The organism is Amycolatopsis sp. NPDC114504 (assembly GCF_055633595.1).
In genome coordinates, this window is sequence record NZ_JBVKDU010000004.1 from 47,355 (window position 1) to 73,417 (window position 26,063).

25 protein-coding genes are annotated in these 26,063 nt (G+C 69.8%); 11 read left to right on the top strand and 14 right to left on the bottom strand.

All coding sequences use genetic code 11. From position 1 onward, the window contains the following. Positions 1 to 139: 139 nt before the first annotated feature. The 5 genes from ACZ7PG_RS30075 to ACZ7PG_RS30095 form a co-directional block, all read right to left on the bottom strand. On the bottom strand, positions 140 to 1,093 hold the full coding sequence (locus ACZ7PG_RS30075; protein WP_470243646.1) for a DUF1702 family protein: 954 nt from the start codon (positions 1,091 to 1,093) through the stop codon (positions 140 to 142). 255 nt (positions 1,094 to 1,348) lie between these two features. After that, positions 1,349 to 1,999, bottom strand: a complete 651-nt coding sequence (locus ACZ7PG_RS30080; protein ID WP_470242487.1) for a winged helix-turn-helix transcriptional regulator — start codon at positions 1,997 to 1,999, stop codon at positions 1,349 to 1,351. 456 nt (positions 2,000 to 2,455) lie between these two features. Then, complete coding sequence (locus ACZ7PG_RS30085; protein ID WP_470242488.1) at positions 2,456 to 2,914, bottom strand: NUDIX hydrolase; 459 nt, start codon at positions 2,912 to 2,914, stop codon at positions 2,456 to 2,458. Between the two features lie 246 nt (positions 2,915 to 3,160). Beyond that, entirely contained in the window at positions 3,161 to 3,307 is a 147-nt protein-coding gene (locus tag ACZ7PG_RS30090; RefSeq protein WP_470242489.1) for an integrase core domain-containing protein, read from the bottom strand. 486 nt (positions 3,308 to 3,793) lie between these two features. Beyond that, complete coding sequence (locus ACZ7PG_RS30095) at positions 3,794 to 4,252, bottom strand: YdeI/OmpD-associated family protein (protein WP_470242490.1); 459 nt, start codon at positions 4,250 to 4,252, stop codon at positions 3,794 to 3,796. Between the two features lie 159 nt (positions 4,253 to 4,411). Between ACZ7PG_RS30095 and ACZ7PG_RS30100 the strand changes: the two genes are divergently transcribed. From ACZ7PG_RS30100 to ACZ7PG_RS30130, 7 genes are all read left to right on the top strand, one after another. Further along, positions 4,412 to 5,788 carry an ester cyclase gene (locus ACZ7PG_RS30100; protein ID WP_470242491.1) on the top strand — a complete coding sequence of 459 codons (1,377 nt, stop codon included), beginning with the start codon at positions 4,412 to 4,414 and terminating at the stop codon, positions 5,786 to 5,788. Then, complete coding sequence (locus tag ACZ7PG_RS30105) at positions 5,785 to 7,683, top strand: Dyp-type peroxidase (protein WP_470242492.1); 1,899 nt, start codon at positions 5,785 to 5,787, stop codon at positions 7,681 to 7,683. Before ACZ7PG_RS30100 ends, ACZ7PG_RS30105 begins: the two co-directional genes overlap by 4 nt. Continuing rightward, positions 7,680 to 9,248, top strand: a complete 1,569-nt coding sequence (locus ACZ7PG_RS30110; protein WP_470242493.1) for an ester cyclase — start codon at positions 7,680 to 7,682, stop codon at positions 9,246 to 9,248. The genes ACZ7PG_RS30105 and ACZ7PG_RS30110 overlap by 4 nt, the downstream gene beginning before the upstream one ends. An 18-nt stretch (positions 9,249 to 9,266) precedes the next feature. Next, on the top strand, positions 9,267 to 10,205 hold the full coding sequence (locus tag ACZ7PG_RS30115) for an ester cyclase (protein ID WP_470242494.1): 939 nt from the start codon (positions 9,267 to 9,269) through the stop codon (positions 10,203 to 10,205). A gap of 54 nt (positions 10,206 to 10,259) precedes the next feature. Then, positions 10,260 to 10,607: an ArsR/SmtB family transcription factor gene (locus ACZ7PG_RS30120; RefSeq protein WP_470242495.1), complete on the top strand. Its 348-nt coding sequence runs from the start codon at positions 10,260 to 10,262 to the stop codon at positions 10,605 to 10,607. Beyond that, positions 10,604 to 11,050, top strand: coding sequence for an SRPBCC family protein (locus ACZ7PG_RS30125; protein ID WP_470242496.1), 447 nt, complete (start codon positions 10,604 to 10,606; stop codon positions 11,048 to 11,050). Before ACZ7PG_RS30120 ends, ACZ7PG_RS30125 begins: the two co-directional genes overlap by 4 nt. A gap of 214 nt (positions 11,051 to 11,264) precedes the next feature. Continuing rightward, positions 11,265 to 12,443: an FAD-dependent monooxygenase gene (locus ACZ7PG_RS30130; protein WP_470242497.1), complete on the top strand. Its 1,179-nt coding sequence runs from the start codon at positions 11,265 to 11,267 to the stop codon at positions 12,441 to 12,443. Positions 12,444 to 12,799: 356 nt separating this feature from the next. Here ACZ7PG_RS30130 and ACZ7PG_RS30135 read toward each other — a convergent pair whose 3' ends face one another. Then, positions 12,800 to 14,029 (bottom strand): AarF/UbiB family protein, encoded by a 1,230-nt coding sequence (locus ACZ7PG_RS30135; RefSeq protein ID WP_470242498.1) that lies wholly within the window; start codon positions 14,027 to 14,029, stop codon positions 12,800 to 12,802. After that, positions 14,026 to 14,478: an SRPBCC domain-containing protein gene (locus ACZ7PG_RS30140; RefSeq protein WP_470242499.1), complete on the bottom strand. Its 453-nt coding sequence runs from the start codon at positions 14,476 to 14,478 to the stop codon at positions 14,026 to 14,028. The genes ACZ7PG_RS30135 and ACZ7PG_RS30140 overlap by 4 nt, the downstream gene beginning before the upstream one ends. Before the next feature lie 236 nt (positions 14,479 to 14,714). Here ACZ7PG_RS30140 and ACZ7PG_RS30145 point away from each other — a divergent pair, with 236 nt between their 5' ends. Beyond that, a complete protein-coding gene (locus ACZ7PG_RS30145; protein ID WP_470242500.1) occupies positions 14,715 to 17,057 on the top strand; it encodes an AarF/UbiB family protein in 2,343 nt (780 codons plus the stop codon). 5 nt (positions 17,058 to 17,062) lie between these two features. Here ACZ7PG_RS30145 and ACZ7PG_RS30150 read toward each other — a convergent pair whose 3' ends face one another. Both ACZ7PG_RS30150 and ACZ7PG_RS30155 read right to left on the bottom strand, forming a co-directional pair. After that, complete coding sequence (locus ACZ7PG_RS30150; protein ID WP_470242501.1) at positions 17,063 to 17,842, bottom strand: SRPBCC family protein; 780 nt, start codon at positions 17,840 to 17,842, stop codon at positions 17,063 to 17,065. Positions 17,843 to 17,862: 20 nt separating this feature from the next. Further along, the gene (locus ACZ7PG_RS30155; RefSeq protein ID WP_470242502.1) at positions 17,863 to 19,032 is read right to left on the bottom strand and encodes a KR domain-containing protein; all 1,170 of its coding nucleotides are present in this window, start codon (positions 19,030 to 19,032) and stop codon (positions 17,863 to 17,865) included. A 448-nt stretch (positions 19,033 to 19,480) separates the two neighbouring features. Between ACZ7PG_RS30155 and ACZ7PG_RS30160 the strand changes: the two genes are divergently transcribed. The 3 genes from ACZ7PG_RS30160 to ACZ7PG_RS30170 all read left to right on the top strand — a co-directional run bounded on the left by ACZ7PG_RS30160 (position 19,481) and on the right by ACZ7PG_RS30170 (position 22,448). After that, positions 19,481 to 20,641 carry a HEAT repeat domain-containing protein gene (locus tag ACZ7PG_RS30160; RefSeq protein WP_470242503.1) on the top strand — a complete coding sequence of 387 codons (1,161 nt, stop codon included), beginning with the start codon at positions 19,481 to 19,483 and terminating at the stop codon, positions 20,639 to 20,641. A 34-nt stretch (positions 20,642 to 20,675) separates the two neighbouring features. Beyond that, a complete protein-coding gene (locus ACZ7PG_RS30165; protein ID WP_470242504.1) occupies positions 20,676 to 21,323 on the top strand; it encodes a DUF6073 family protein in 648 nt (215 codons plus the stop codon). Positions 21,324 to 21,407: 84 nt separating this feature from the next. Beyond that, positions 21,408 to 22,448, top strand: coding sequence for an SRPBCC family protein (locus ACZ7PG_RS30170; protein ID WP_470242505.1), 1,041 nt, complete (start codon positions 21,408 to 21,410; stop codon positions 22,446 to 22,448). Positions 22,449 to 22,470: 22 nt separating this feature from the next. On the opposite strand, the gene ACZ7PG_RS30175 is transcribed toward ACZ7PG_RS30170, so the two are convergent. The 5 genes from ACZ7PG_RS30175 to ACZ7PG_RS30195 form a co-directional block, all read right to left on the bottom strand. Next, on the bottom strand, positions 22,471 to 23,232 hold the full coding sequence (locus ACZ7PG_RS30175; RefSeq protein WP_470242506.1) for a helix-turn-helix transcriptional regulator: 762 nt from the start codon (positions 23,230 to 23,232) through the stop codon (positions 22,471 to 22,473). A gap of 287 nt (positions 23,233 to 23,519) precedes the next feature. Then, entirely contained in the window at positions 23,520 to 23,864 is a 345-nt protein-coding gene (locus ACZ7PG_RS30180; protein ID WP_470242507.1) for an acyl-CoA thioesterase, read from the bottom strand. Between the two features lie 128 nt (positions 23,865 to 23,992). Further along, on the bottom strand, positions 23,993 to 24,352 hold the full coding sequence (locus ACZ7PG_RS30185; protein ID WP_470242508.1) for a hypothetical protein: 360 nt from the start codon (positions 24,350 to 24,352) through the stop codon (positions 23,993 to 23,995). Positions 24,353 to 24,494: 142 nt separating this feature from the next. Continuing rightward, positions 24,495 to 24,830, bottom strand: coding sequence for a hypothetical protein (locus ACZ7PG_RS30190; protein ID WP_470242509.1), 336 nt, complete (start codon positions 24,828 to 24,830; stop codon positions 24,495 to 24,497). A 102-nt stretch (positions 24,831 to 24,932) separates the two neighbouring features. Then, on the bottom strand, positions 24,933 to 25,727 hold the full coding sequence (locus ACZ7PG_RS30195; protein WP_470242510.1) for a DUF1702 family protein: 795 nt from the start codon (positions 25,725 to 25,727) through the stop codon (positions 24,933 to 24,935). Positions 25,728 to 26,063: the final 336 nt, after the last annotated feature.

Sequence of the window (26,063 nt, forward strand, 5' to 3'; positions counted from 1 at the left end):
ATGCTCCCCACGATCGCGGTTTCACAGGACAACGATTTCCCGTGAGGGCTTTCGCAGCCCAGCACGGTTTGTTCAGATGCCGACGAGCGGAGATACCGTGTGGCTCAGAGGTACCGTGTGGTCAGAAGTACTGTGCCGTTCAGAGGTACTGTGCGGCCTTCACCCGAAGGCGGGCCTTCCACTCCAGGAAGGCGGCCGGCTCCATCGACTCGTCCAGGCCTGCGGCGGCCCGGTCGGTCCAGTTCGAAGCCTCTTCGCAGCCGACCGCGAAGAGATCGCGGCAGGCGAGTTCGGTGTGCGCGGGCACGATCCCGGCGCGGGCCCGCGCCGCGATCGCGAAAAGCGCCCCTTGCAGCAGCTGCGGCCCGGCGGAGCCGGCCGCCGGGACCAGCTCCCCCACGCCGGACACACCTTCGGAGCGACCGGCGTAGCACGCCGCCAACCCCACCCCGGCCCAAAGATGAGCCCGTGCCGCCGGTGCGACGGACTCGATCACCTGCCCGATGGCGGGCACGTCCGCGGCCTCCAGGAACCACAGCGCGCGCCCACAGCCCGCCACCCTCGCCTCCCAGCGCGGCGTCGGGACACGCCGGCACCGCGACCGCAACGCGCGGTGCCCGCCGAAGAAGGTTTCGGCGAACCCGGCGCCGTCGAGCGCCAGCCAGCGCAGCAAAGGGGTCCGGGGCACGAGAACCGGCGTGGGGACGCGGGTGGGGACCAGGCCCCACCCGTGCCCGACGTGGATGAGGTGGACGTACCGCTGCCCGGGTCCGGCGAGCAGCGTGGCGAGGGCCCGGCGGCGGCCGGCCGTGACGAGGTCGAGGAGCCCGGCCCGCATGGCCGCGCCTTCGTAGGCGAAGCCCTTTTCTTCGTCAGCGACTGTCGCCAGGGCCGAGTGCGGATCGGCGTGCCCCGCGACAATGTTGAATCCGTGCAGAAAACTGCGTGCGTGCCGTTCCAGGAACTGCCGCGCATCGGGTCGATCCAGCCGGAAACCCCGTTTCGAGAAGTCGGCCAGACCCAGCGGAAGCACACCGATCGCGGGCCGGGCGGACCGTGGTATTTCCTTCGAGTCACCCAGCCCCATGACCATTCCCCCGCGCACGCCAGTCACTACATTAAATAGAAGTCAGATTTCGACACTTCAGACGCCTGGATTGTCCCTTTCTACCATCGCCCCGTCCCGTACGTCAAGAGTCCGCAGGTCGAGGTGCCTCCGAGCAGGTCACTATCTAAATATGAACCCTTTTAGCGGATTGCCTCCGGCTCGCCCAAGGCCCTATTCTGCGGCACCACAAGTGACCGCGAAATTCTTGTTGACACTCGCGGAATACTTCGGAAAACGGAGTCAGCCCAGCCCGAGCATCCGGGTGCACCGCTGCACGGCTTCGGTGGCACCCTCGATTTTGATCTCGCCGGCGGCGAGCGCGTCGAACGGGCTGATCATCCGGGCGCCGATGCGCACGAAAGTCTCCGGATCACTGGTGATCACGAGCGTGGGATTGGTCCCGGCACCCAAGCGGTAGCCGACCTCGCCGCCGCTCACCTCGACTGTGAACGCCCGCTCGCCGACGCGGAACTCGTAGGACTCGTCCACATCGGGGATGCGCTCCGGGATCACCATCGCCTGGACCGCGACGAATCCCCACTCCGCGCGCACCGAGCCGTCCCGGTCGCCCTCCCCCAGGAACTGCATCCCCCACTTCGCCAGGGACAGCAGCGGGACGCGCAGCTCCTGGCCGCGCTCGGTCAGCAGGTACAGCTTGCCGCGTCCGTCACCCGGTACCGGCAGCTGCTCGATCACGCCCTGTTCGGTGAGGCCGCGCAGCCGGTCGGCCAGCAGGTTGGGTCCGATGCCGGGCAGGTTGTCGATCATCTCGCTGAAGCGGACCGGGCCGATGAGCAGCTCGCGGATGATGAGGAGCGTCCACCGCTCCCCCACGACGTTCAGGCCCGCCGCCAGTCCGCAAAACTGCCCGTAGTCCCGCTTGCCGGCCATGCCACCTCGCGCCTTCCGCACCAAGATCCGATCACACTCATGTAGATAGTAACATCAGTAGTCACCTGAGCAGCGGTACTCAAGCAAACCCCCTGGTGGAAGCCTGGGGCGTTTGACCGTTATCCGGACAAAACGGCACCGAGCCACGAAAGTACCTTCCAAACCAGCCAACGATCCACCGGGGTTGCCGCCGCCATCACCCCTTACCGCAAGCTCTACCTCGTGATCATGGACAGCATCGTCACGGGCAGCCGAGGACGAACTGGACCCGCGCAGCCCGAAATCGGCGATCGTCCTGCCGCCATCCCACGACAGCACTGACGTCTTCGGTCTGCTGAACGCCGTCAAGAAGATCCCCGGCGTGCCGGCCGTGATCGAGTCTCTTCGCCAAGTTCGCCGATTCACCGTCTCCCGGGATGACTGCCGAGCTGTCGGAAGGGTCCGAGGTGGGTCGGGCTACCTGCCGCTGTACCGCTCGACGTAGTCGTCCACGATCGGCCGCTCCGGTCCGAAGATGTCATCCGGGATCCGGTCGAGATCGAAGAACTCGTGCCCGGAGATCTCCAACCCGTCCACGCGCACTGTCGCGGCGGCCACCCGCGTGACGAACACGGCGGTCGCGTTGTGCACCTCGTCGCCGTTCGGGTAGCGGTAGTAGTACTCCGGACCGGCGTAGACACCGAAGAGTTCGAGCTCGTCGACCACGAGCCCGGTTTCCTCTCGCACCTCGCGGCGGCCGGTGTCCTCGAAGGACTCTCCGGGATCCATGAATCCGCCCGGCAGGCCCCAGTCACCGGTCTCCGAGCGGGTGAGCAGCAGGAGCCTTTCCCACTCGTCCGCGATCAGCACGGAGGTGCCGGGCAGGATCAGCGGCCGAGTACCGGCCAGAGCGCGCAGTTCGGCGATGTAGTCCATCGAATTCGGTGACTCCTTGTCCGGCACAGGTCACTCCCAGCGGAACCAGCGGCCGCGACGCCCCAGAACACGATAGTCCACAGCCAGCACGATGAAATGTACGGTGTGCCCGTGAAGCCGAGACCACCGAGCCGTGCGCAGACCCGCTGCGGGCGTGTAGGTGCCGAAACTGTGTCTCATCACGCGACCTGCTGATATTCGTGGATCAATCCACCGAGCCGATCACGCTCACGAACCCGCCCGACGTCAGTCATTCGGACAGGAAACCAGCACCTGATCGAGCGGTCGTTGGCCCAAAGAGCGATGAGGTCGACGCTGGTTGAAGTGATCGGCATACTCGGCCAGCACCTTCTCCAGATGACGCCGGTCGACGACAAGCACCGATCCAGACACTCGCGACGCACGCTGCCCACCCAGCGCTCAGCGATCGCGTTCGCGCGCGGTCCTCGAACAGGGCTGCGCAGGATGTCAATGCCGATTGAAGCGGTACTGCCGCGCGCGGATCGGGCAGCACGCCGGGACGTTCGTGGCCGGGGACGACCTGGCGCAGGAGATCTGCCTGGCCGTCCGGGCGGTACCAGGATCTGCTTCGGCTCGTGTATGGCATCACCGCGCGGCAGGTCGGCTCGGCGCAGGCCGCGATGCCCCGCGCTCGCGGACTCGGACGCCGCTGTGGAACCGGCTGTCCGGCGAGCGGCGCTGCCCAAATGAACGCACCGGCGATGTCTCGCAGGTGTGGCGTCTGCTGGCCATGCTCTCCGACAGTGAACGGGAGGTCGTCGTGCTGCGGGTCGTGGTCGGGCTGACCGTCACCGACACCAGCACGGTGATCGGCCAGCAGCCGTGCTGGGTCCCGTTACAAGCAGTCCCGGGCGCCGGTCAGCGCTGCTTACGGCCCCGCTTGAGCGATTCGATCACTTCGGCGACGCGGCTTTTCCGGATCTCCTCCTTCTTGGCGCCCTCGATCCACGCCACGTACTCCCGCTGATAAAACCCTGACAGGCCGTCGAAGAAGGACTTCGCCGCGGCATCGGCCCGGAGAGCGTCCGCCAGGTCCGCGGACACCGTCGGAGCCGGGCTGTCGACCGGCTCCAGGACGACCTGCACGTCATCGCCGGGACCGATACCGCTCGAAGCCCGCAATGCCTTGTTGACCGGAAAGAACCACGCGCCGCCTCTGCTGCCGAGCGAACCTTCGAAATCCGTCCCATTCAGCGAACCGCGGACGAAGTGCCGTTGCTTCTTGCCCCACGCCGCCGACGGGTCGAACGGCAGCTTGATCCGGACGTGCCCGCGCTGGTCGGCTTCCAGAACGGCGTCGAACTCACGGCGGTCCATCAACCCTCCTCGGGAAATCGGTTCGCGCCCCAGCTTGGATCCTGAGCAGGACACAGTCAACCTGGCCGTGACAATAGCAGCCTCGAAGAAGAACCGCGTCGCTCACCGGTCAAGAGTTGAGATCGACTAAACCGGTCAGGGCTGGGGAGGAGGCCGAAGATGACGCTGTCGAGTACGCAGTTGAAACAGATCGCGCACCAGTGGGTTGACGCGATCAATTCCGGGAACGTGGAAGCGCTGGACGACATCGTCGCGCCGGACGTCGTCGACCATTCCGGCTTGGCTGCCGGGCACGGCGAGGGCTGCTACGGGTACAAGCAGCTGGTGCAGCAGCTGCTCAACAGCCTTCCCGGTTATTCGTCGCACGTCGAATCCATCGAGGTACAGGGCGATCTCGTGACCATTCGGCAGACCGGCAAAGCCCCGACCCCCGCACACTTTTCGTCCATGCTGGCACCGGATGCCGCCGGTGTGGACGCTGCCGGAGAGATGGAGTTCAACGTCACCTCGGTCGTCCGGGTCGACGACAACGGCAAGATCGCCGAACACTGGGCGGCCGAAGGACCGTTCGGGCAGAAGAGCACGCCGGACGACTGGCGTCCGGGCCCCCCGCCGACGGGCTCGCCCGCGGCCAACAAGGAGTTCATGCGGACCTACGTCCGCAACGTCATCGACGCCATGGCGGCCGAGAACGCCCGGTACTACATGGCGGGCAATTTCTACAACCACGACCCCGCACCCGGCGAGCAGCACGGTGTCGAGGGCGCGATCGCCTTCATATCCAGCATCTTCGCGGCGTTTTCTGAATTCCACACCACGATCGAGGAGCAGCTCGCCGAAGCCGACATCGTCGTCGGCCGCTGGTCGCAGAGCTTTGTGAACACCGGCCCCTATCTCGGTTTCCCGGCGAGCGGCAAGCAGATCCACATCGGCGGAATCACTATCACGCGCGTGCGTGACAACCGGATCCTCGAGGAATGGGAGGCCCGGGACGCATTGAGCTTGCTGAACCAGATGGGCGTTCCGTCGCCGTTCGGCGCGCTCGAAGACGACACAGCACCGGCGACCACAGACCCGAAGGAGCTCGCCCGCCGGTTCTTCTACGAGATGTGGGACAGCGGCGACCTGGCCGTCGCGGACACGATCTTCGCCCCGGAGTTCGCCAACAACAGCACCGTCGCCGGTCAGCGCCCCGGAGTGGCCGGGGTGAAACAGCTCGTGCATGCGTTCCGGAACGGCTTCCCGGACTGTTCCGTGAGCGTGGACCTGCAGACCGGCGAAGGCGACAGGGTCGCGACGCGGTACACGTTCCGGGGCACTCACCGCGGGACGTTCCGAGGTCTACCGGCCACCGGAAAGCCGGTCGAGGTCAGTGGAATCAGCATCCACTCGGTGGCCGACGGCAAGATCACCGGCCACTGGGGCTTCTTCGACGACGCGAGCCTGCTGTTCCAGCTCGGCCTCGTCCAGTACCCGAACCCGGTACCGAACCCGGGACCGGGACCCTGGGGCACGGCGGGGACTGCGGGCCGATGACCGTACACACGTCCGTCCGCACCCCGGCCGACGTGGTCCGCAGCCTGATTGACACCGTCTACCGGAGCCGGGACGCCGGTCCGCTCGCCGGGCTGGTGGATCCCGCCGCGCATGACGCGCTGCTCGACTGCGCCCGGGTGCTGGCTCTGCTGGCCAGGTTCCCGGACGGGCGGCTGGAAATCGAGGACTCGGTGCACGAGACCGATTCCGTGGTACTCAGGCTCACGCTGCGCGGCAACCAGACCGGTCCGACCGCCGGGCACGGGCCGACGGGCCAGCTGCTGGCCCTGCCGGTGTTCGGCAGCTATCGGGTGACGAACGCCCGGATCGTCGACGCGTGGCAGGCGTGGGACACCACGGAGGTCGGCGGTTCGCCGGCGCCCACCGCCGGCGAACCGCTGGTCGACCTGGACGAACTCCAAGGCAACGTGTTCCCCGGGTTCAACAAGGCCCGGCTGGCCGTGGTGCAGTTCACGATCACCGACGGCGCGGCCGCGTGCCGAGCGCTCGCCGCGTTCGCCGACCAGGTCGCGACGGCAGCCGAGGTGCTGTCCTTCAACCGGTTGTTCTCGGCGGCGCGTTCGCGGCGAGGCGCCAAGCCGGTGTCGTCGACTTGGTGCAACGTCGCGTTGTCGTACCCCGCGCTGCGCGCGCTTACCACCAGCGCCGAGCAGTTCGCCGACGCGGGCTTCCGCGCGGGCATGCGGCATCGGATGGCGGAGGCCGGCGTCGACCTGACGTCCTGGGACGACGGTGCCGCCGCGGACGTGCTGCTTCTCGTCGCCTCCGACGACGAGGACAAACTGCGCGCCCAGGTGGCCGAGGCGGCCGCACTGCTCGTTCCCGGGCTCCGGCCCGTCACCGAGGAGTACGGAGCGAGACTGGCCGGCCGGGAGCCGTTCGGGTTCCAGGACGGGATCTCCCAGCCTGGTCTGCGCGGCCGCAGATCCGATGTCCCGTGGGAACCGCTGACACCCCGGCAGAACCCCGTGCGCCCGGACGAGGGCAAGCCCGGACAGGCACTGGTGTGGCCGGGCGAGTTCGTGTTCGGCTACCCGGCGCAGCCCGCAAGCGGGACCGGCACACCGGTGGAGCGGTCCGGTGCACCCAGCTGGGCGCGCAACGGGTCCTTCCTGGTGTACGGCCGGTTCCGGCAGGACCCGGTCGAGTTCCGCCGGTTCACCGGCGCCACCGCGGAACGGCTGGCCGCCACCGAGCGGTCACTCGCCGGGCTGACCGAGGAACGGCTCGCCGCCCTGCTGGTCGGCCGGTGGCGCAGTGGCGCACCCACGGTCCGGGCACCGTGGGCGGACGACCCCGCGATGGCACTCGACCGGTGCGCCGACAACGACTTCGCCTACCGGTCACCGCGGCAGCCGCTCGGCGACGCCGCGCCGGGCCTGTGCGGCGGGGGCGGCTTCGCGTCTGCACCGGCCGACCCCGGCGGACTGGCCTGCCCGTACGCGTCGCACATCCGGAAGTGCTACCCCAGGGATGACATCGCTCCAGCGGAAGTGCAACGGCACCGGATGCTGCGCAGGGGCATCCCTTACACGTCCTCCGTAGACGCTCGGGACCGGGGACTGCTCTTCCTGAGCTACCAGACTTCGATCGAGCAGCAGTTCGAGTTCGTCATGGAGCAGTGGCTGGCGAACCCGAAGTTCCGCGCACCGGACGAGGGAGAGGACCTGATCGTCGCCCCGGTGTTCACCGGCCGGCACGTGTTCGGGCTGCGGGTCCCAGCCGGCGATGGTGTCCGCACCATTCCACTGGAGCCGGAACGACCATGGACCGCGTTGACCGGCGGCGGTTACTTCTTCACGCCGTCGATCAGCACGTTACGGCACCTCGGCGAGCAACGAGCCGGGATCCAGAACGCGGAAGGGGCGAGATGACGCAGTCAGCCGACCACAGCACGGCGGCCAACCGGACCGATCCGGTGATCCAGCAGACCTTCCGAACGCTGGTAAGTACGCCGGCCTTCTTCGCCTTGGCATACTTCGACTACGGCGTCGGGGCGTCGTTCCCACCGGCGAAGGGCGCCGGCCCCGTCGCCTTCCGGGTGGTGCGGGGAACTCTCGAGTTCACCGCCGAGGGCGTGGTCACCAAAACTCCGGCGGGGAGCCGGACCGCGCAGGACATCCCCGCTGGACAGACGTTCACGGTGACGGCGGATGACCAGCTGGTAGTGCCCGGGGACGTCGTGCACAGCGCCCGCACGGCAGGTGATGGCCCGGCCCGCACCCTCGGGCTGGCGCTGTTCGCCGGCGAGCCGGCCCAGCAGTTCCCGCCCGGCATCACCTTCGAGCCGCTGACCCTCGGCCCGGTCACCGCGCTGCCTGCCGCCCCAGTCACGGCGTCGGTGCGCAGGTTCACCCTCGCCGCCAGGCGGCACCGGACGCCCGAGGACTCCGACGGCCCCCGCATCCTGCACGTCGAGTCCGGCACGCTGACCGCGAAGCTGCGGTCTGGGACGGGAACCGTCACCCGTGCGGCGGACCCGCTCGGTAAGCCCGATCCTCTCACCGCCGGGCAGCCGGCCGAGCTGGCCGCCGGGGACGGCATGCTGCTGCAGGCCGGCGGTGTCGTGGAGCTCGCGGGCGACGGCGCAAGCGTGCTTGACGCCACAGTCGCCAGCGGCGCCGCCGCCCAGCAGGCCGACAACGTGGCACTCGTGCTCGGCTACGCCGACGATGTCTCCGGCGACACGCCCGGACAGCTCGCGGCCCGTTACTTCGCGGATTCCTACGTCCTGCACGACGCGGTGTGGGGCCAAGAGGTCGGCCTGACCGGTGTCGCAGGACTCGCAAAGGTCGGGTCCACCCGGTTCTCCGGCTGGTCGGCCCGGATCGACGACCAGGTCGCCCAGGACGATCTGGTTGGGACCCGGTGGGCACTGACCTTCGTCCACCAGGGTAAGGAAGTGGATATTCCGGGAATCACGATCAGCAGAGTGCGCGAGGGCAAGCTGGCCGAAGGGTGGGAGGCGCCCGACGTGAACGAGCTACTGCGGCAGACGGGTGCGGCGAGCGCGCCCGGCGAGCTCGACGCCGACGGCGGCGACGACGTCACGGCCACGGCCGGCCGGTTCGTCTACGACCTTTGGAGCGCCGGGGACCTGACGATCGTCGACACCCTCTTCGGCCCGGACTACACAAACCACACGCCACTGGCCGGTCAGCGGCCGGGCCGCGACGGCGTGCGCCAGTTCGTCGCCCGGTGGCGCACCGCGTTCCCCGACGTCAACGTCTCCGTCGACCTGCTCGTCGTCGATCACGGCCGGGCAGTGGTGCGCTGGACGTCCCGTGGGACGCACCGCGGCGGCCTGCTGGGCATCCCGCCGTCGGGCCGGTACCTCACGCTCTCCGGCATCACGATGCTGACCGTCCGGGCCGGCGTCATCGTCGAGTCCTGGCAGCAGTGGGACATCCGGCCGCTGCTCGCCGCAGGCAGTCACTGAACGAAGGGGACGGTTGTCATGACCACTGCGGAGAACGCGACAGTGCTCCAGTCCTTCGTCAAGACCGTGCTGGACGGCAAGGACCTGCCGGCGGCGGAGAAGTTCCTCAGCCGGAACTTCCTGCACCACGACCGGGCCCCGGGCGAGGACACCGGGCAGCAGACCGGGCTCGCCGGCACGCAGAGCTTCCTCGCCAACACGGTGTTCACTGCGTTCTCCCGGTTCGACACTACGTTCGAGGACTCGGTGGCCGAGGGCGACCTCGTCGCGGCACGCTGGCACCAGACGAGCGTCAACAGCGGCACCTGGCTCGGCAGGCCCGCGACCGGCGCCACAGTGGACATCGCAGGCATCTCGATCGTCCGTGTGCGCGACGGGCTGATCGTCGAGGAGTGGGAGGCGCGGGACAGCGTCTCGATGCTGCGTCAGCTCGGTGTCTCGCTGCCGAGGCTCACGGTGCTGCCGGGGCTCGACGCGGCGGCACCACCCGGGTTCACTCCGGCGCCCTTCCGCACCAACGGGCCCCTCATGGGCGGGGCGCTCGATCTGCTGGACCTCAAGTCGCTGGTGGCCGGCCTGTTCGCGAGCGTGTACAACAGCGGCAACGTCGGCTTGCTGCAGCTGCTGCTCGCGCCCGGTTACGTGCTGCACGACCCGACCGGCCTGCTGCCGGGCACCAGGAACGGGATCGCCGGGCTGGTCGCGACCTTCCGCAGCGGGATGCCGGACTTCGCCACGACGGTCGATCTCCAGCTGGCACAGGGAGACCGCGTCGTGACCCGGTGGACCGGCCGCGGCACGCACAAGGGCACCCTGTTCGGGATCGCTGCCACGGGCGTCCCGGTCAGCGTGAGCGGCATCAGTGTCATGCGGGCCCGCGGCACCCAGATCCAGGAGGAATGGCTGCTCTGGGACCAGCTGTCCCTGCTGCAGCAGGTCGCGAACGGGCCCTTCTGACCCCGGCGCGCGGTCCGGGTTGACAACAGTTCACGTTTACCATAAATATGACGCATGCCGAGGCCCGTCGCCACCGAAGACGTCTTCCGCGCGGTGGCCGACCCCACCCGCCGCGCGGCGCTGGAAGTGCTCGTCCGGCAACCGGATCTGCCGGTCGGCGAACTCGCCGGCGAACTCGGGGTGGGACTGCCGATGTTGTCCCGCCACCTGGCGGTGCTGCGGGCCGCCGGTCTAGTCACCGAGCAGCGCTCGGGACGGCAACGACTGTACCGGCTGCGCCCCGAGCGGCTGCGGGAGCTGTACGACTGGGCGGCGCTCTTCGGCGAGTTCTGGACTGAGCGGATTGACAGCCTACGCGAGTACCTCGACCGCCACGCAGGCAACGAAACGGATGGAAGATGACCACCTCGCGAGACATCACCGTGGACGTCGAACTGCCCTACCCGCCGGCCCGGGTGTGGCTGGCGCTGACCGACGCCGACGCGCTGGCCGACTGGCTGATGCCGGTCGACGGATTCGCCCCGGTTGTGGGGCGGCCGTTCACGCTGCGCGCCAAACCGATGCCCGGTTGGGACGGCGTCGTGCACTGCGAGGTGACTGTCGTCGACGAACCGCGCACGCTTGCCTACACCTGGCGCGGCAGCCGGATGCGCACCACCACGACGGTCACCTGGACCCTGGCCGCGACCGACGACGGGCGCACCCGCCTTCGCCTCGCCCACCAGGGTTTCACCGGGCTGGGCGGCGCAGTGCTGGCGCTCATGCACCGCGGCGGCTGGAAGAAGATCGCGCACACCCAGCTGGCCGGCCACCTCGCGCGCACCACGTCGAAGGACAACACCTGAGCCCGGGCCCGAAAGGTGGTCACCGGCTGGGCGGAGCCCAGCCGGTGACCACCTGACCCCTCGCAGGGTGCGCTCTGGCGCTCAGTTCTGCTCGTAGCCTCTTCCATGGCGGTCCTCGCAGGTAGGAAGTCCACTGTCCGCGGGGCCGGGTACGACCGCCACACCGGGCAACGTCGGAGTAAACCCCAGCTGGGCGAAGGCGCAGGCTGGACCCATGGTCGGCCACGTCCTGATCGCCGGTGGCGGCATCGCCGGGCTCGCTCTCGCCACCGCACTCCGGCACCGCGGGACAGAAGTCGTCGTGGCCGAGCGCGCCCCGGCACCCAGCCGCAGTTGCGCCGGGCTGATCCTGGCCCCGAACGCGATGAAAGCCTTGCACGCCATCGAACCCGGGCTCGCCGCCACGGTACGCGCGGCCGGCCGCCCCTCGGGCGTGCGCGGCACCTCCGGCCACCGGACACCGTTCCTCAACGCCCATGGACGGGCGCTGGGCCGGGTTTCCTTCGACGGCTTCGAGGAGCGCTGGGGCCAGCCCGCGGTGACGATCCTGCGGGCCGACCTCCACGCGGTGCTACTCGACGCGGCCAAGGCCGCGGACACCGAGATCGTGCATGGCTTCACGGCGCAGCGCTACACCGCCGACGATGCTTCGGTCGAGCTCGTCGCGTCTGACGGGCGCCAGCTCCGAGGTGAGGTCCTGGTCGGCGCCGACGGGCTGCGGTCGGCCGTCCGGCGGGGCCTGCTCGGCGCCGGGGAACCCCGGTACCGGGGCATCACCGCGGTGCGCGGGATCGGCGCGGCACCGCAGGCCCACCCGGACGGTTTCATCGCCTACGGCAGGGGAACCGTGGTGTTCGCCGCCGGCCTCGGGGACGGGCGGGTCTACTGGGTGGCCTCGATGGCCGCCCGGCGCGGCGAATGGCCCCGGCTCCCGGCCGCCGAGGCACTGCGGCTCGTCCGCGACCGCCTCGGCACCTGGGATCCGGCCGTGCGGCAGGTCATGGCCACGGCCGAGGCCGCCGACTGCGTCGTCACGGATGTGTTCGACCGGCCGCCTTCGCGCACGTGGCATTGTGGACGCGTGACGCTCGCAGGCGACGCGATTCACCCCATGGTGTACACGTTGGGGCAGGGCGCGGGCATGGCTTTGGAGGATGCGGCGGTGCTGGGCGTCCGCCTGGCCGCAGCGGAGACGTGGGACTCGGCCTTGGCCAGGTACGCCGCCGAACGGTTCGTACGGACCGCCAAGGTTGTCCGGCAGTCGCGGCTGCTCGGGCGGGTGGCCCACGTCCGGTCACCGGTCGGCACGGCTGTGCGGGACGCCATGCTCCGCATCGTCACCCGGACCACCGACGGCGACGCCGCACTCTTCGGCTGGTCACCACCGGGCTGAGGATCAAACCGAAGCCAAGTGGGCCGGACCCCGCGGAGAAATCCGATACCCAGTCCCCAAACTGCTGGTGAGCCCGAGGTTCTTCAGCTTCCGCACGTCGCGCTTGAACTGCACTGGGTCCCGCCCGATCTCGGACGCCAGATTCCCGATGCGGACGCCGGGATGCCGTTCGATGACCCCCAACGTGGCATCGGTCCAACGCCCGGTCGAGCCGGGCCAGCCGGGCGGTGATGTCCACGATTTCGGCCGCCGAAAGGTCGTCGGCCGCCGCGAGCTCGTCGCGAGGTCCGGCAGCCTAGGCGCCGTCCACGGATTCCCGACGGGTGAACCACATCAGCAGCTCCGCGAGGCCGCGTTCAGGGACGCGGGCGAGCTCCCCGGGAGCTGCCGGTTCGGGCCCGGTTGACGATCGAGCGCAGGACGACAGGGCCCGCCATGGCCTGGAAGTTGATGCGCGGATCCAGCCGTTTCACCTGTCCCTCAATGGCGAGCAGCGCCATGAACGGAAAAATGAAATCCGCGCGTGAGAACGCGCGGTGCCGCCGCTGGATGGCGAAGAACCGGGCCGCGAAACCGGCCAGCGAGAAATCACCAGCGGTCATTCCCGTCGTCGTGGCGATCAATTCCTCCATGTCACTCCGGAAACCGGCCTCGTCGGCCGGTGCGACCGGTTTCGCCGCGGCGGCGAGCGCGTGGGTGGCGCAGACTTCGGCGTTGCCGCTGGCCATGCCGAGGAAGAACTCGGCGAAGTGGCTGCGCATGTCGTCGTCGAGTTCGTAGCTGAAGCCGGCGTCCACGATCGCGAGCCGTCCGTCGGGCAACGACCACCAGTTGCCCGGATGCAGGTCGCAGTGCACCGTGCCGGTCACGAAAAGCATCTCGTACACCGTCATGACCAGCCGTCTCGCTACCCGGCGCTCGTTGTCGAACCGACGGCCGCCTGCCTGCCCCGGCACCCAGGTCATCACGAGCCGGTCGGCGTCGCTGTAGCCGGTGAGCACGTGCGGAAAGACCACGGGCAGGACGTCTTCCAGCTCCTCGAAGCGGCTGAGGGTCGCCGCCTCGGCGACGAGGTCCGTCTGGCGCCGCACGGATTCGCAGATTTCTTGCACGACCGCGCGCAACGGCCCGCCGGACCGCCGCATCGGCGCAGCACACCACCGGACGAGCAAGCCGATCAGGTCGAGGTCGGCACGCAGCCGTTCCGCGGCATCCGGCTGGATGGTCTTCAACGCCACGTCGACGTTCCCGAAACGCTGTCGCCGAACCACCGCCACCGAGCCGATCTCGATTTCCGCGGACGCGTCGTTCCCGACTCGCCCCCGCGCCAAGCCGGCCTCGAGCACGTCGCAGAGCCTGTCCGGGAGCACGTCGCGGCGGCTCGACATCATCTGCCCGACCTTGACGAAGGCTGGGCCCAGCCGCCAGAGGCAGGCGCAGATGATCTTGCCGGCCGCACCGGCCGACCGCTTGGTGCTGCCCCGGGCCCGGACCAGTACGCCCGCCAGCCGGGCGCACCCTCCGCAGAGCACCGCCGCGATCTGCACGGTCCGCACGACCGAGCGCGCCACGGCCGGCGCGCTCATCGGCCGCCGGCCCTTCCCGTGGCTCTCCCGGCCAGGTACCGGACGAGCGCGTCCAAGTAGTCGGCCCAGCCGTCCCGGTATCCCCCTGCCAGCGAGGGCGGCGGGTCGAAATGCCTGAGCCGCACGGCCGAGCCGCCCGCACCGCGCGGGACCACTTCGACTTCGACAACGCTGTCGGGATAGCCCTCGTCCTCGAGCCGGAAGCGGAACCGGCCGCTGTCGGACGTCCGGTGGCCGTCGATGACGGTCACATACTTCGAATACACATTCCCGTCGTTGGAAAAACGGATCTCGTAGCGGCCGTCGCGCTCCCGGCGGCACGGTTCGAACCACGCGGAAACGATCCCTGGAACGGTCACACATCGCCACAGTTCCGCGGCGCGGCAGGCGAACTGACGGCACACCTCGACCACTCCGGACGATTCCCGCATACTGTCCACCGTGTTCACAGCACGCCTCCCGGCCCCGGCATGCCGGCCATCCTAACACCGCGCAGATCCCCGGGAGACCGTTCCGGCCGACTCGGCGGGGCCCCGGGAGACCGTTCCGGCCGACTCGGAGGGCCCCGCCGGATCGGGCAATTTCGGACAACTTCCGGCGCCGCAAATCGAGCACAATTCGCCACAAGACCGCCCGATTCCGGTTCTCGCGACACGAAAACGATCCCCGGGGTGAGGAGTATCCAATGGACGGAACCGCCGGATGGCCGACCGCCGGAACGTCCGTTCCCCGCTCGATGGCAATGCTGGCCGAGGCGATGACCGCGGCGCTGCTCGAGTTCGGCTCACGCACAGGGCTGACCGCCGCGCTGGGCGCGGGTCCCGCGGACGTCGGCGAACTGGCCCGTCGTGCGGATGGCGACGCGCGGATGACCGAAGAGTGGCTGCGAGGCATGGTCGAGGCAGGGTTCGCCGAGCACACGGACGCCGGGTACACCTGGGCCGCGGAAGCCGTGGCGTGCTTCGGAACACCGGCCGATCTCCAGCCCGGCCTCGCCCTGTCCGGCGCGCTCACCCGCTGCGTGCCGGCGGCCGCGGAGGCCTTCCACCTGGGTGGCGTACTGGAAGCCGAACGGTACCCCCATGAGCTGGCCGACGCGATGCAGCGGATGAGTACCCAGTGGGCCACGTTCGTGCTGCCCGAAATCTGGCTGCCTGCGGTACCTGGGCTCACCGACACCCTCCGCGCGGGCGGCCGGGTCGCGGAGATCGGCTGTGCGTCGGGCGAGGCTCTCGAAACACTGGCGACGGCCTTCCCGCACATCACGGCCGAGGGGTTCGACTTGGACGGACGGCTGACGAGGACGGGGAACGCCCGACTGTCGGAACGCGGCCTCGCCGGCCGGGTCGTCCTCCGGCCGGTGAACGCTGCCATCGGGATGACCGGCCACTACGATCTCGTGCTCGCCCTGAGCGTGCTGCACGACGCCACCGATCCCGCGGCGCTGATGCGCGCCGCGGCGTCGGCGTTGCGGCCGTCGGGCTGCCTGCTGGTCGTGGAGTCCCCGCCCGTTTCCGGTCCCCTAGCGACGATGTTGCTGACGACCAGCCTGCTCTACTGCGTGCCGACCACGGCCGCCCGCGGAGGCCGGCCGCTCGGCACCCTCGGCCTCCCGCCCCAAGCGCTCCTTCCCCTCGCCGAAGAGGCCGGGCTCCGGCCGGTTCCCGCCCTGCCGGTCGTCCACCCGCTCGTGGCCGCGTCGGCGTTCCGGCGCCCGAACGCCGGCACCCGGCCGGCCCCCGTCCCACTACCCGAGACCGGGAGGCTGCCCCGATCCGGCCGCGGCCGGATCGGCGCCCGCGCGTTCCACCTCACCGCGCGCACGGGTGTCGCCGCCGCTCGGCTCGGTCCACTGTGGGCAGGCGTACGGATCCGGCGTGGCCGGACGGCCGCGCAGGTGTGCCTGGCCCGGGGAATCGTCCGGGTGCTGGAACGGCTCGGCCCGGCGTACGTGAAGTTCGGCCAGATGCTGGCCAGCCGCGCTGACCTCTTCCCGCCGGATGTGACTGAACAGCTCGGCGCCCTGCACGACGACGTCACGCCGATGGCGGAGGCGGAGTTCCGCCGTCAGCTCGCGCTGGCCGGGCGGCAGCAGCCGAACCTGCGCCGGCTCCGGTTCACCGGCCGCCGCCTCGGCAGCGGGAGCATCGCCTGCGTATACGAAGCGATCGAGCCTGACGGCGACGCCGTCGCGGTCAAGCTGCAGCGCGAGGGCGTTGCCGAGTCGATGTCGGACGACCTCGCCCTGATGTCCTCGGTGACGCGGCTGGCCGAGCGCCTCCCGGCCGCGGGCGGGGCGCCACTGGCCGACCTCGTCGACTATGTCGGCCGAGCTCTGTACGGGCAGATCGACTTCGTCCGCGAGGCGGCCTGCACCCGCCGGTTGGCGGCGAACCTGGCCCGCCACCCGGGCATCGTCGTGCCGCGCGTCCGCGACGACTACACCTGCGGCACGGCACTGGTCACCGACCTGGTCGAAGGGCTGACCGGCGACTCTCCGCCGGAGCTCGCCGACGACATTCGCGATGAGGCCGCGGCACGCGCCCTGAGCGCGGTCGGTGCGATGATCTTCCGCGACGGCTTCGTGCACTGCGACCTCCACCCCGGCAACATCTACGTCCGGCAGGACGGTTCGGTGGTTGTACTCGACGCCGGGTACAGCGTCGAGATCCCCGAAGCGGTGGGTCGCGCGCTGCGGGACTTCTTCGTGAACCTAGCCCTGCGCAACGGGACGCGGTGCGGGGAGATCATGTACGACTCGGCTTTCCCCGGAGGACCTCCGCCGCGGCACTCGCCGGCCGACCGAACCGCCTTCGCCGCCGAGATCGCCGACCTCGTCCGGTCGGTGACCGCGGACCGCTTCGACATGACAGATTTCGGCCCCAAGGTGTTTGACACGCAGAGGAATTTCGGGGTGCACCCCTCCGCCGACTTCGCGTTCCCCCTGATGTCGATGATGATCGCCGAGGGCACACTGCGCCGGTGGTGGCCGGGCCTGCAGATGCCGGCGGCCACCGGGCTGCGCTGACCCGGTCACACCATCGCGGCCCGGCACAGCGCGTGCCGCCAGGTCGCGGCGAAGCGGTCACGCACCATTTCGCGCGCCTCGGCGTCGATGTCGATCGCCAGCCAGCCACTGTGCTGCACGGTGAGCTCCAGCGACTTCCGCCTGACCCCGAGCTCGATGTCGGCGCGAGTGGGCCGGGTGCCGGAGACGATGTCGATCCCGATGACGAGCCGGTCATCGTAATGGACCTGCCAGCCGGTGATCGGGAACCGCCGCGCGCCGTGGGAGTCGACGACGTGGAACCAACGCGGCGGCCACCCGGTCCCGGACAGCGGCAGCCAGTCACAGAGCACTGCGCCGTGCAGGGGCCGCCGCCCGGTCTCGCCAAGACCGCGAGCCAGGACGATCGCGTCGCCGTCGTCCGGGCCGGCCTGCGTAGTCGTGGCGGTCAGCCGGTCGAGCCGGTGCCGCCACAGTTCCCGTGCCTGGTGGACGGTGGCCGGATCTTCGGTGGCGGGCTGCTCCGACAGCCTGAGCCGCGTCCGGTCCGGTCGGTGTTCGGATACTTCGACGCGGACGAAGGTGAGCGGCTCGACGCCGAGGTAGGCGGAGGTGAACTCGAGGAGCCTGCCGGGTTCCAGCGTCTCGATCCAGAGCCGGTAGTGCGACGCCGAGCCGGTCCGGACCACAACCTGCTGGGCGACGTGGGTGATATCCCGACCGAGCCGGCCCCACCACGACCGCGCGTGGCGGGCCTCGACGAGCGTCCGCCAGGCCACGCTCGCGCCGACGGGCAGCTCAGCCACGAGCTCGATCGGGTGCGGGATCATCCCGGCCGCCGGTCCGCCCAGTCATGAACGGGCGAGGTCCAGGTCGCGACCGCACGGCCGTCGACAACCGCGCGGACGACCGCGCCCCGCCCGCCCGACGCGCGGTGGCGACCACCGCGAACCGGACGGCACAGCGCCACCAGCCGGTCCACGGATCGCCCGTCCTTGGCCACCGAACTGCCCGCGACCCCGGCGATCGCCGCCAGCGGCCGGTCCGGGGTCGGCTGCGGACCACCCAGTACCAGTTCGCCGGGCACGGGGTTCCCCGCGTCCAGCAGCAGTTCGGCGGCTCGGGCGCCCCAGTCCGCCGGTACCGTGGCGAACCCCGCGGCGGCCGCCGCTCCCGCGCTCGGGCCCGCCATCCCGACGTCCGACCACAACGACCACTCCGCGGTGACCAGGCGCACCCTGCCGTGCTTGCGGCGCAGCCTCGCCGCCTCGAGCCGGACCAGCTCGTTGGCGAGGGCGTACCCGCCGAACAGCGGGTGCGGGCGCCGCGATTCGACCGAGCCGAACACCAGCACCGAGCGGAGCCCGCTCGGCGCGAGCGCGCGGACCAGCGCGCGCAACGCGGCGGCCTTGGCCTGCGCCAACCGTTCCAGCCGTCCGGCGCCGATGTCCCGCAACGGCTGCAGCTCCAGCTCGCCCGCCGCGTGGATGAGCGCGGTCACCGGGAAAGGGCCGTCCGGCACGGTCTTCGTGACGTCGACCTGGTGCACGACGACGCGAGTCGCTCGCGCGACCGCCGCCAGCCGGTGCTGGTCGGCGACCGCGAGCCCGCTCACCGGGCGCCGGTCGAGCAGCCAAAGCCGGTGTCCCGCCGCGCCGAGCCGGGCGGCCAGCGCCAGTCCGAGCCCGCCGAGGCCGCCGGAGATCGCGATCCCGGTGGGACACATCGGCCGCCCGGCCGAGAGCAGGCGGTGGTGCGCCCAGCGCGGCGGCGGCGGCCGGAACGCGGCGTGCGCGTCCCGCACGACCTCGCGGCACTTCAGCCGCGGCCATTCGGCCGATGCGGCCAGCAGCAGGCTCCGGCCGCCCGCGCCTCGGTGGACGAGGGTCAGCGGGACCTCGCCGTCGGCCGCCGCGTGGATCGCCTCCAACACCAAGGTGGCGTCTCCGGCTCGCCAGCGCGCGCCGAGTTCGACAACGATTCCGTCATCGACCATTCGAACAACAGAATCGGAAATCGGCTCGCCCGCGGGAATGCTTCGTTTCGGCCGGCGAGCCACCGGAACAAATGTCAAATCCGTTCCCGACCGGAGATTCGTCCCCATCAACCCTCCCCCGACAGCGCAGCAGGCCCGGCGAATGAGATTGTCCGCGCCTCGACCCTACCTGATCGACTTGACCCTCACCAGTGCCGACAGACCAGGTGGCGCAATGGCAAGTCGCGAGAAGTTTCGCGGGTGGACCGCTCGTAGCGTGACAGCAAGCAGACCCAACACAGCCAGCACGGAGGCACAGCCGATGGCCATTGATCTGTGCAACAAATCAGCGCAGTCGCTGAGTCAACTGGATCCTCAGGCCGCTCTTCCGGTCGACGTCCCACGCCTCGAGTCGCTACGGAGCGAACAGCGGGACGCATTGAACTTCGCCTACCGCACGACGCTGAGCGTGGACCCTCGGTTCGTTGCAGGTGACCCGGCCGCGTGGGCGAGCGACTTCGGTTACGCCCTCAACCGGGCCGCCGTCCGTGTCGACAGCCGCACCGACGACGAGCTGCGGCACGACGCGCTGCGCCACCCGGACCGCGTGCTGCGCGAACAGGCCGTCTACGAGTACGCGGACCGCGATCTGCCCGACGCCTTCGAAGTGCTCTCCGAGGTTGTCCGGACCGAACAGGACCGCGAGGTCCGCTGGGGCACCCTGTGGGCCATCGAAAAGCTCGGCGGCCCACACGCGATCGCGGCACTGCGGCGGTTCGGGCGCGACGCCGACCCCGAGATCGCCGAGTGGTCGACGCTGTTCACGAGCGAGCTCGCCACGGGCGACCCCGCGTTCGACGGCCGCGGCGCAGTCTTCACCGAAGGACGCACCTTCGACGAGACCATCCACCTGCTCATCCACTGCGACCTCTACGTCCGACTGGACGCCACCAACCGGCACTGGGGCAAGATGTCGCTGGGACCGCTCGGGCTGGCCCGGATCTACGGCCAGGCGCACGCCTGCCCGAACGTGGCCACCCGCGAGAAGCAGCTGCTGATGGCCAAGACCATCACCGGGCTGCACGCCGACGGCTCGCCGCACATGGACAACTACCTGTTCCGCGGGTTCACCGAGCGGACCCGCAGCGACCGCGGCAACTTCTACTTCGAGTCACAGGTCCCCCGGACGTTCTTCAAGTCGGGCCGCGCGGACGACCCGTCGAAGGGCACGCACGAGACCAGGATCGGGTTCGCCCGCTACGGCAACTGGCACCTCGACCCGTCGATGCTGGTCCACGGCGAGCCCGCGATCCGGTACGTCCGCGGCCGGTTCCAGGGCTGGGGCTACACCGACGTCGATTCCGTGGCAGGCAAGTCGCTCGGCGAGATCCTGCGCCCGGGCAACGGTGTGCTCTCGACGCTGCACGACCCGGAGGTCCGCGACCTGACCAACGTCTTCATCCTCGGCACCTTCAAGGGCAAGCTCAACGACTGGGACGGCGACGGCCGCATCGACCTCAACTCCCGCGACGTCTACAGCACCGTCGACGGCGAGCTCGACAGTGACCAGGACGGCATCCCGGACGAGCCCGGACGCACGTGTTGCGACTACCGGACCGTGGGCATCTAGCGCCACCGCCAGGACTTCCCGAAAGGAACGAGTGATGACCCCTGCCGATCACGTCAAGACCATGATCTACGGCCGTCCTGTCTCCGTCGACGGCGTGCCGAACCTCTACGAGGGCACCCCGGTCGTCAAGTGGACGCCGCCGGAGCCCGGCATCGACAACTTGGGCCTGCACTCGTGGGACACGTTCAACATCCCCGCCGTCGGCGAGTTCAACGTCGAGTTCGACGGGTACGTGCGCGTCGTCCGGTCCGAAGCCACCGACTGCGAGTGGGCCGGCGCCGAGGTCTACACCAACCTCATCGAGATGAAGATGGTCGCCGAGTCCGAGGAACTCGGCCGGATCACCACCACGCTCAACCCCGACTGCCTGTCTGCGGGCCAGATCCGCACCCCGTTCGATCCGTACGCGGGCGAGGGGCCGGCCGCCAAGGCGTGCCGGATGGCCGTCGGCTGCCTGTTCGACATGCCGAGGCTGGGCAAAACGTTGTTCAACCGGGAGCCCGTCATCCTGACCATCGACGACGTGCGGTCGATCCCTCCTGCCGGGGCACCCGGCAAGGGCCAGATCTACCGGATGCTCCCGCTGTACGACGTGCAGGACCCCGACGGCGAACCGGTCGGCTATCTGACGAGCCTGCGGTTCAACATGGGGGGGTACCTCGCCGAGGAGCAGGTGCGCTGACTCCCGGCCTTTCACCGGTCCGGCCCGTGGCCTCCCCATCGCGGGCCAAACCGCCTTTCGCGCCCGAACCGAACGGAGGCCGCAGTGACTACAGTGGACAAAACCGTCCTGCCCGACGAGCTCCTCGTGCCGCTGGACGAACCGTCACCGTTCCCCCCGCTGCGCCCGTCGGCGCGGCCGGTCGCCCAGGACCGGTGGGAGCGGCTGATCACCACCGTGCTGATCCCCACGGGCATCGACGCGGTTTGGGAGGCACTCACCACCCCCGAACGGGTCAGCCGCTGGCTGGCCGTCACCGGCCGGGGCTGGGCGTGCCCGGGCGAAGCGAGCATCCTGGACTTTCGTGACGGCGAGTTCTTCCGGTGCCAGACCGACGTCGTGGCGCCCCCGGATGGCGACGACCGCTCCGCGCGGCTCGGCTACCGGTGGCGCTGGGTCGGCGTCGGCCCGGCGACGCGGGTGAATTGGCAGCTCGCTGAGCTCGGCGACAGCACTTCGCTCACGGTGACCGAGATCGGGGCGAACGGCCCCGCCGACTGGCGCTCCTGGAATGGCATGGGCTGGCCGGGCATCCTCGACCAGCTGGCCGACCACATTGCCACGGATCGCGACGTGCGGTGGACGTGGCGGCGTATGGGGCCCTACGTCCAAGCTGAGCTGCCCGTGTCACCGTTCGAGGCGTGGGCGGCGCTGACCGCGGTGCCCGCCCTGCAGTTCTGGCTGGGCCGCACGGCCGGCTCGTTCGCGAACGGCGACCGGATGCCGTTCGTGCTCGGTGACGCGAGCGGGACCGCCGCGCTCACCGTGACCGAGCACGTCGAGGCCGGGCAGCGGTTCCCGTCGTACCTGCCGAGCGTGAGCTTCACCCTGGAGCGCCTCGGCTGGCCAGGACCGCTGTCCGGTCACCTCTGGATCGAGCCCGCACAACTGGGCGGAAGCCTGCTCCAGGTGTTCCACACCGGCTGGGAGATGTTCGGCTCGCGGGAGGCGGCGCCGCACGACCGCACCCTGCTCACCCAGTTCTGGGTGGCCGCGTTCGGCAGGCTGGAGCATCTCCTCGCCGGCGCCCGTCCCCCGGGGCCGTCCGGCCGGCCCTCCTCAGGGCCGCACTCATGGAGCGCCTGACCGGGCCGCCCATCGTGTCCGCTCACCCGGACACGACCGGCAGGCGCACGGGGCACGGCACTTCGCGACAGTCCAGCTCCGGCAGGAACAGCAGGATCGGCAGGTCGGTCAGCGCCATGGGACGGATCCGCAGGGCGCATTCGCCGTCACACGCCCCGCCGCGGACCAGCACCGGCCCGCACTCGCCCACGCCGAGCGGCCGCCGGACCCACGGCCGCGGATCGACGTCGGTGGTCGCGACCACTGCGGCCCGGATGTACCACGTCCCGTCGGGCACGCCTAGCAGCCGGTAGTCGCCCGGACCTTCCATGACCGCGCACGAGACCGGCAGTCCCTGCGCGACCGAAGTGCCGAACAACCCGACGTACACCCGGTACGGCCGCATGAGGGCGCCCGGTTCGAGCCGCCCCCGCAGCTCGCCGCGGCGCTCGGGACAGCGAGGCGACGGTACGAAGGCACCCGGCGCTCCCGACTCCGAGTGGTAGCGGTACCGCGCCGGCGATATCCCGACGCTGCGGCCGAACCGGCTGGTGAAGGTACCCACGCTGTTGTAGCCGACCATCGTCGAGATGTGGCCCGCGCTCAGCGAGGTCCGCAGGAGGTAGTTCTTCGCCTTGGCCAGCCGGATGGCCGACAGGAACCGGCCCGGCGAGGTTCCTGTGGCGTCCTTGAACACCCGCGAGAAATAGAATCTGCTGACGAAGGCGGCGTCGGCGAGGTCGTCCAGCGTCAGCGGGTCCCCGAATCGCTCCCACATCACGGTGATCGCTCGGTCCACGGTCACGCGCACGGAAGTTCCCCCCTTCGCACCACTTGTCGCGTACGTTGCCGCCCGGCGCCGGGGAATCGCGGGTCGAAATGACCTGACCAAGATCAATTGCATTTCGGCACGACGAAATGGCCAAACTGTGCGATAGATCGTCAACGCGACGACATGACGTGTCCGCCCACCCCGAAGCCCTACCCTCTCGAAGTCTAGCATACGGGATGACACGTGAAGGAGCCTTGAAATCACGTGCAGTCAAGTCGAATTCCCACCGGAAGCAGGATCACCTTTAACACGATCGACTATTATCGCGTCTTTCGCGGACGATCAGCCGAGCAGGAGAATCGAGGGGGAATCCGACCGGTTCGGCGGTACCGCGCAGCGGCTCGGAGCGGCTCGGGCACGCGGCAGGGCCGGACGTCATCGTCCAGTCTGCACAGGCACGCGACGCGCGGGTCGCCGCGTGCCACGAGTTCGTCGTGCTCCTTGACGTAGTCGAGGGCGAACTCGATCCGGGTCTGGGTGAGGTCGTCGAGCCGCACCCGCACGGAGATCTCGTTGAACGCGGTGGTTTCGGCAAGGTAATCGCATTCGCAGCGAACCGTCAGCAGCCGGAGGCCGGCCCGGATGTCGGTGATCAGCTTCGGCACCTCATCACGGAGGAACAGCTCGCGGCATCGTCCTTACCAGCGCAGGTAGTTCACGTAATAGACATTGCCGACCAAATTGGTCTCCTCGCATCCGAGGACGTGCCGGTATTCGTAGAACGGCGGCCCGGTCACGGCCGGTCTCCCGGGGCCACCGAAAACACGACCGGATCGTCGGCGTGGCGCAGCGTGCCGACGCAGGTGGCGATCCTGACGGAACCGGAGCGGAATCGCACGCAGCCGTCCGGACCGGCCCCGCCGAAGACCAGTGGTTCACACACGACCGCGTGGCCCAGCTTGCGCAGGCGCTCGACCGCACTCCACACCCGGCCCGCAGTTCGCCCGAATACTTCGCCGCTTTCCCGGCCGGCCAGCCGGGCGAGGGCGAGCGCGTCGGCGTCGAGCAACGTCGGCCACCGTTGTCCGCTATCGGGCGGCAGTGGCCGCACATCGCATCCGACTGGCACCGCGGCCGCGACGGCGAATGTCACGCCGCCTCCGTGCAACGCCGAAACCTGCAGGTCTCGGCCGGCTTCCGGCCTGCCGCCCGGCCGGTACCGGACGACTGTTCCCGCGCCGGCTGCGGCCGTGATCGCCGCCGCGGAACGCTCACGACGTGAGAGTCCCTGCTCGTCAGACACCACGGCGCAGCCGGGTGCACTCCGCACCCAGGTGGCTCACCGCCGCGCCCAGTATGGGCCGAGCAGCAGCACAGGCCACGGCTCGCGGACGTCGCACCTGGCCACGCCCGGAACTCGAGCCAACGCCACCGCTCGACCGGCCCATCCCGGGCGTCGCGCACGACGAGGTCGTACACATAGTGTCCATGTCGTGAGTGTCCATGTCGTGGCCACGCTCGGTCGCGGTCACCGTGACCGAGCCGTCCTCTGCGCCCGGGACGATCTCCTGCCAGCCGACGCGCACCGGCAGCAGGGTCTTGTCCGGGACACAGCACTGGACGGCGTGCATCAGAGCGTCCCGGCGGCCGGGATCGCCGACCACCAGCCCGGCGGGCAGGAACCCGCAGAACCACCCCCTCCACCGGTCCCGGCGCGATCTCCGCGACGCAGCTCATCGCGGCGAGGACGGTATCCGGACAACCGCCGGAAGCGGGTGCCCTGGAACAGCACCGAACCGTAGTCGGTGGCCGGGTCGACGGGGAAGCAGCGATCCTTCCGGGGTGGGCACGGGTTCGACGGCCGCGCTTTGTCCGAATCGGACGGTCGCGCGGAAATGGTCCACCACGAAGCCCGTCTCGGCCGCGCGGACGACCACCAGGGCCGGGTCGGTCCCCCCGACGAACCACAGCGTGCGCCCGATGCCCTGGTCGATCGCCCGGGCGGAATACGTCTTGGCCGCACTGCTCACGTGGGGGGCCGGAACGTCGCGCAGCCGCTGGTGAACGTACCGCACGGTGTGAAAGTAGGCTTGGTGGAACCCGTATCCGTCGAGGACGAGCCAACGCAGCACCAGACCTCTCGTCGCAGCGAGCATGCGGGCATGCGGGCACCGCGGCAGCCTCGCGAGCGCCCAACCGATCCCGACGTGAACCATATAGCCGTGCCGTTCTCCTAACTCCGCAACGAATCGCGGTATGTTGCGGCCTCGTGCCGAGAGCCCGTCGCGGATCGCGAACGCCATCGCCGCGCCCTCGTAGCAGAACCCTCGCATCCGCACCGCGACCTGGTCGAGCGCATCGGGGACGTCCTCGGGTCCCCATGCCTCGGCCGCGACGGCGAAACCGTGCAGGAACGACCGGCCGACGGCCTCCAGCAGCCGGCGGGCGGCGTCGTCCTTGACGTGGAAGCCACTGCGTGAATCCGGGGTCAGCACCCGACGCCGGAGGTTTCGCCAAGGCGCGGTCATTCGCTTCACCGGAGATACTGGCGGGCGGGGTTCGCGCGCGGGTACCGGCGCAGATAGCCGAAGAACTCCGCGAGGGCCGGTCCTCCGGCGTCAGCAGTCCCGACGTGTAGTGGATGGTTGTCAGGACAGGGGCGTCCTCGGCCAGCAGATTGAGCATGAACAGCTGCACCTTGGTCAGGAACGCATCCGCTGCCTCCGGCGGCTCACCGGGCACCCGCTGGGTACTCCAGCCGAAGAACGACGCCGTTGTCCCCGCCCGCGGCGCCGCCAGCCCGGTGATCCACCGGAGCCACCGGCCGTCGAGCGTGCCATGCTGCCAGAAGATGTTGCTCCCGT

Coding starts and splice junctions, on each gene's coding strand:
- ACZ7PG_RS30075 (WP_470243646.1), bottom strand. CDS start 1,093: ATGGTCATGGGGCTGGGTGACTCGAAGGAAATACCACGGTCCGCCCGG.
- ACZ7PG_RS30080 (WP_470242487.1), bottom strand. CDS start 1,999: ATGGCCGGCAAGCGGGACTACGGGCAGTTTTGCGGACTGGCGGCGGGC.
- ACZ7PG_RS30085 (WP_470242488.1), bottom strand. CDS start 2,914: ATGGACTACATCGCCGAACTGCGCGCTCTGGCCGGTACTCGGCCGCTG.
- ACZ7PG_RS30095 (WP_470242490.1), bottom strand. CDS start 4,252: ATGGACCGCCGTGAGTTCGACGCCGTTCTGGAAGCCGACCAGCGCGGG.
- ACZ7PG_RS30100 (WP_470242491.1), top strand. CDS start 4,412: ATGACGCTGTCGAGTACGCAGTTGAAACAGATCGCGCACCAGTGGGTT.
- ACZ7PG_RS30105 (WP_470242492.1), top strand. CDS start 5,785: ATGACCGTACACACGTCCGTCCGCACCCCGGCCGACGTGGTCCGCAGC.
- ACZ7PG_RS30110 (WP_470242493.1), top strand. CDS start 7,680: ATGACGCAGTCAGCCGACCACAGCACGGCGGCCAACCGGACCGATCCG.
- ACZ7PG_RS30115 (WP_470242494.1), top strand. CDS start 9,267: ATGACCACTGCGGAGAACGCGACAGTGCTCCAGTCCTTCGTCAAGACC.
- ACZ7PG_RS30120 (WP_470242495.1), top strand. CDS start 10,260: ATGCCGAGGCCCGTCGCCACCGAAGACGTCTTCCGCGCGGTGGCCGAC.
- ACZ7PG_RS30125 (WP_470242496.1), top strand. CDS start 10,604: ATGACCACCTCGCGAGACATCACCGTGGACGTCGAACTGCCCTACCCG.
- ACZ7PG_RS30130 (WP_470242497.1), top strand. CDS start 11,265: ATGGTCGGCCACGTCCTGATCGCCGGTGGCGGCATCGCCGGGCTCGCT.
- ACZ7PG_RS30135 (WP_470242498.1), bottom strand. CDS start 14,029: ATGAGCGCGCCGGCCGTGGCGCGCTCGGTCGTGCGGACCGTGCAGATC.
- ACZ7PG_RS30145 (WP_470242500.1), top strand. CDS start 14,715: ATGGACGGAACCGCCGGATGGCCGACCGCCGGAACGTCCGTTCCCCGC.
- ACZ7PG_RS30155 (WP_470242502.1), bottom strand. CDS start 19,032: ATGGTCGATGACGGAATCGTTGTCGAACTCGGCGCGCGCTGGCGAGCC.
- ACZ7PG_RS30165 (WP_470242504.1), top strand. CDS start 20,676: ATGACCCCTGCCGATCACGTCAAGACCATGATCTACGGCCGTCCTGTC.
- ACZ7PG_RS30190 (WP_470242509.1), bottom strand. CDS start 24,830: ATGCACGCCGTCCAGTGCTGTGTCCCGGACAAGACCCTGCTGCCGGTG.
- ACZ7PG_RS30195 (WP_470242510.1), bottom strand. CDS start 25,727: ATGACCGCGCCTTGGCGAAACCTCCGGCGTCGGGTGCTGACCCCGGAT.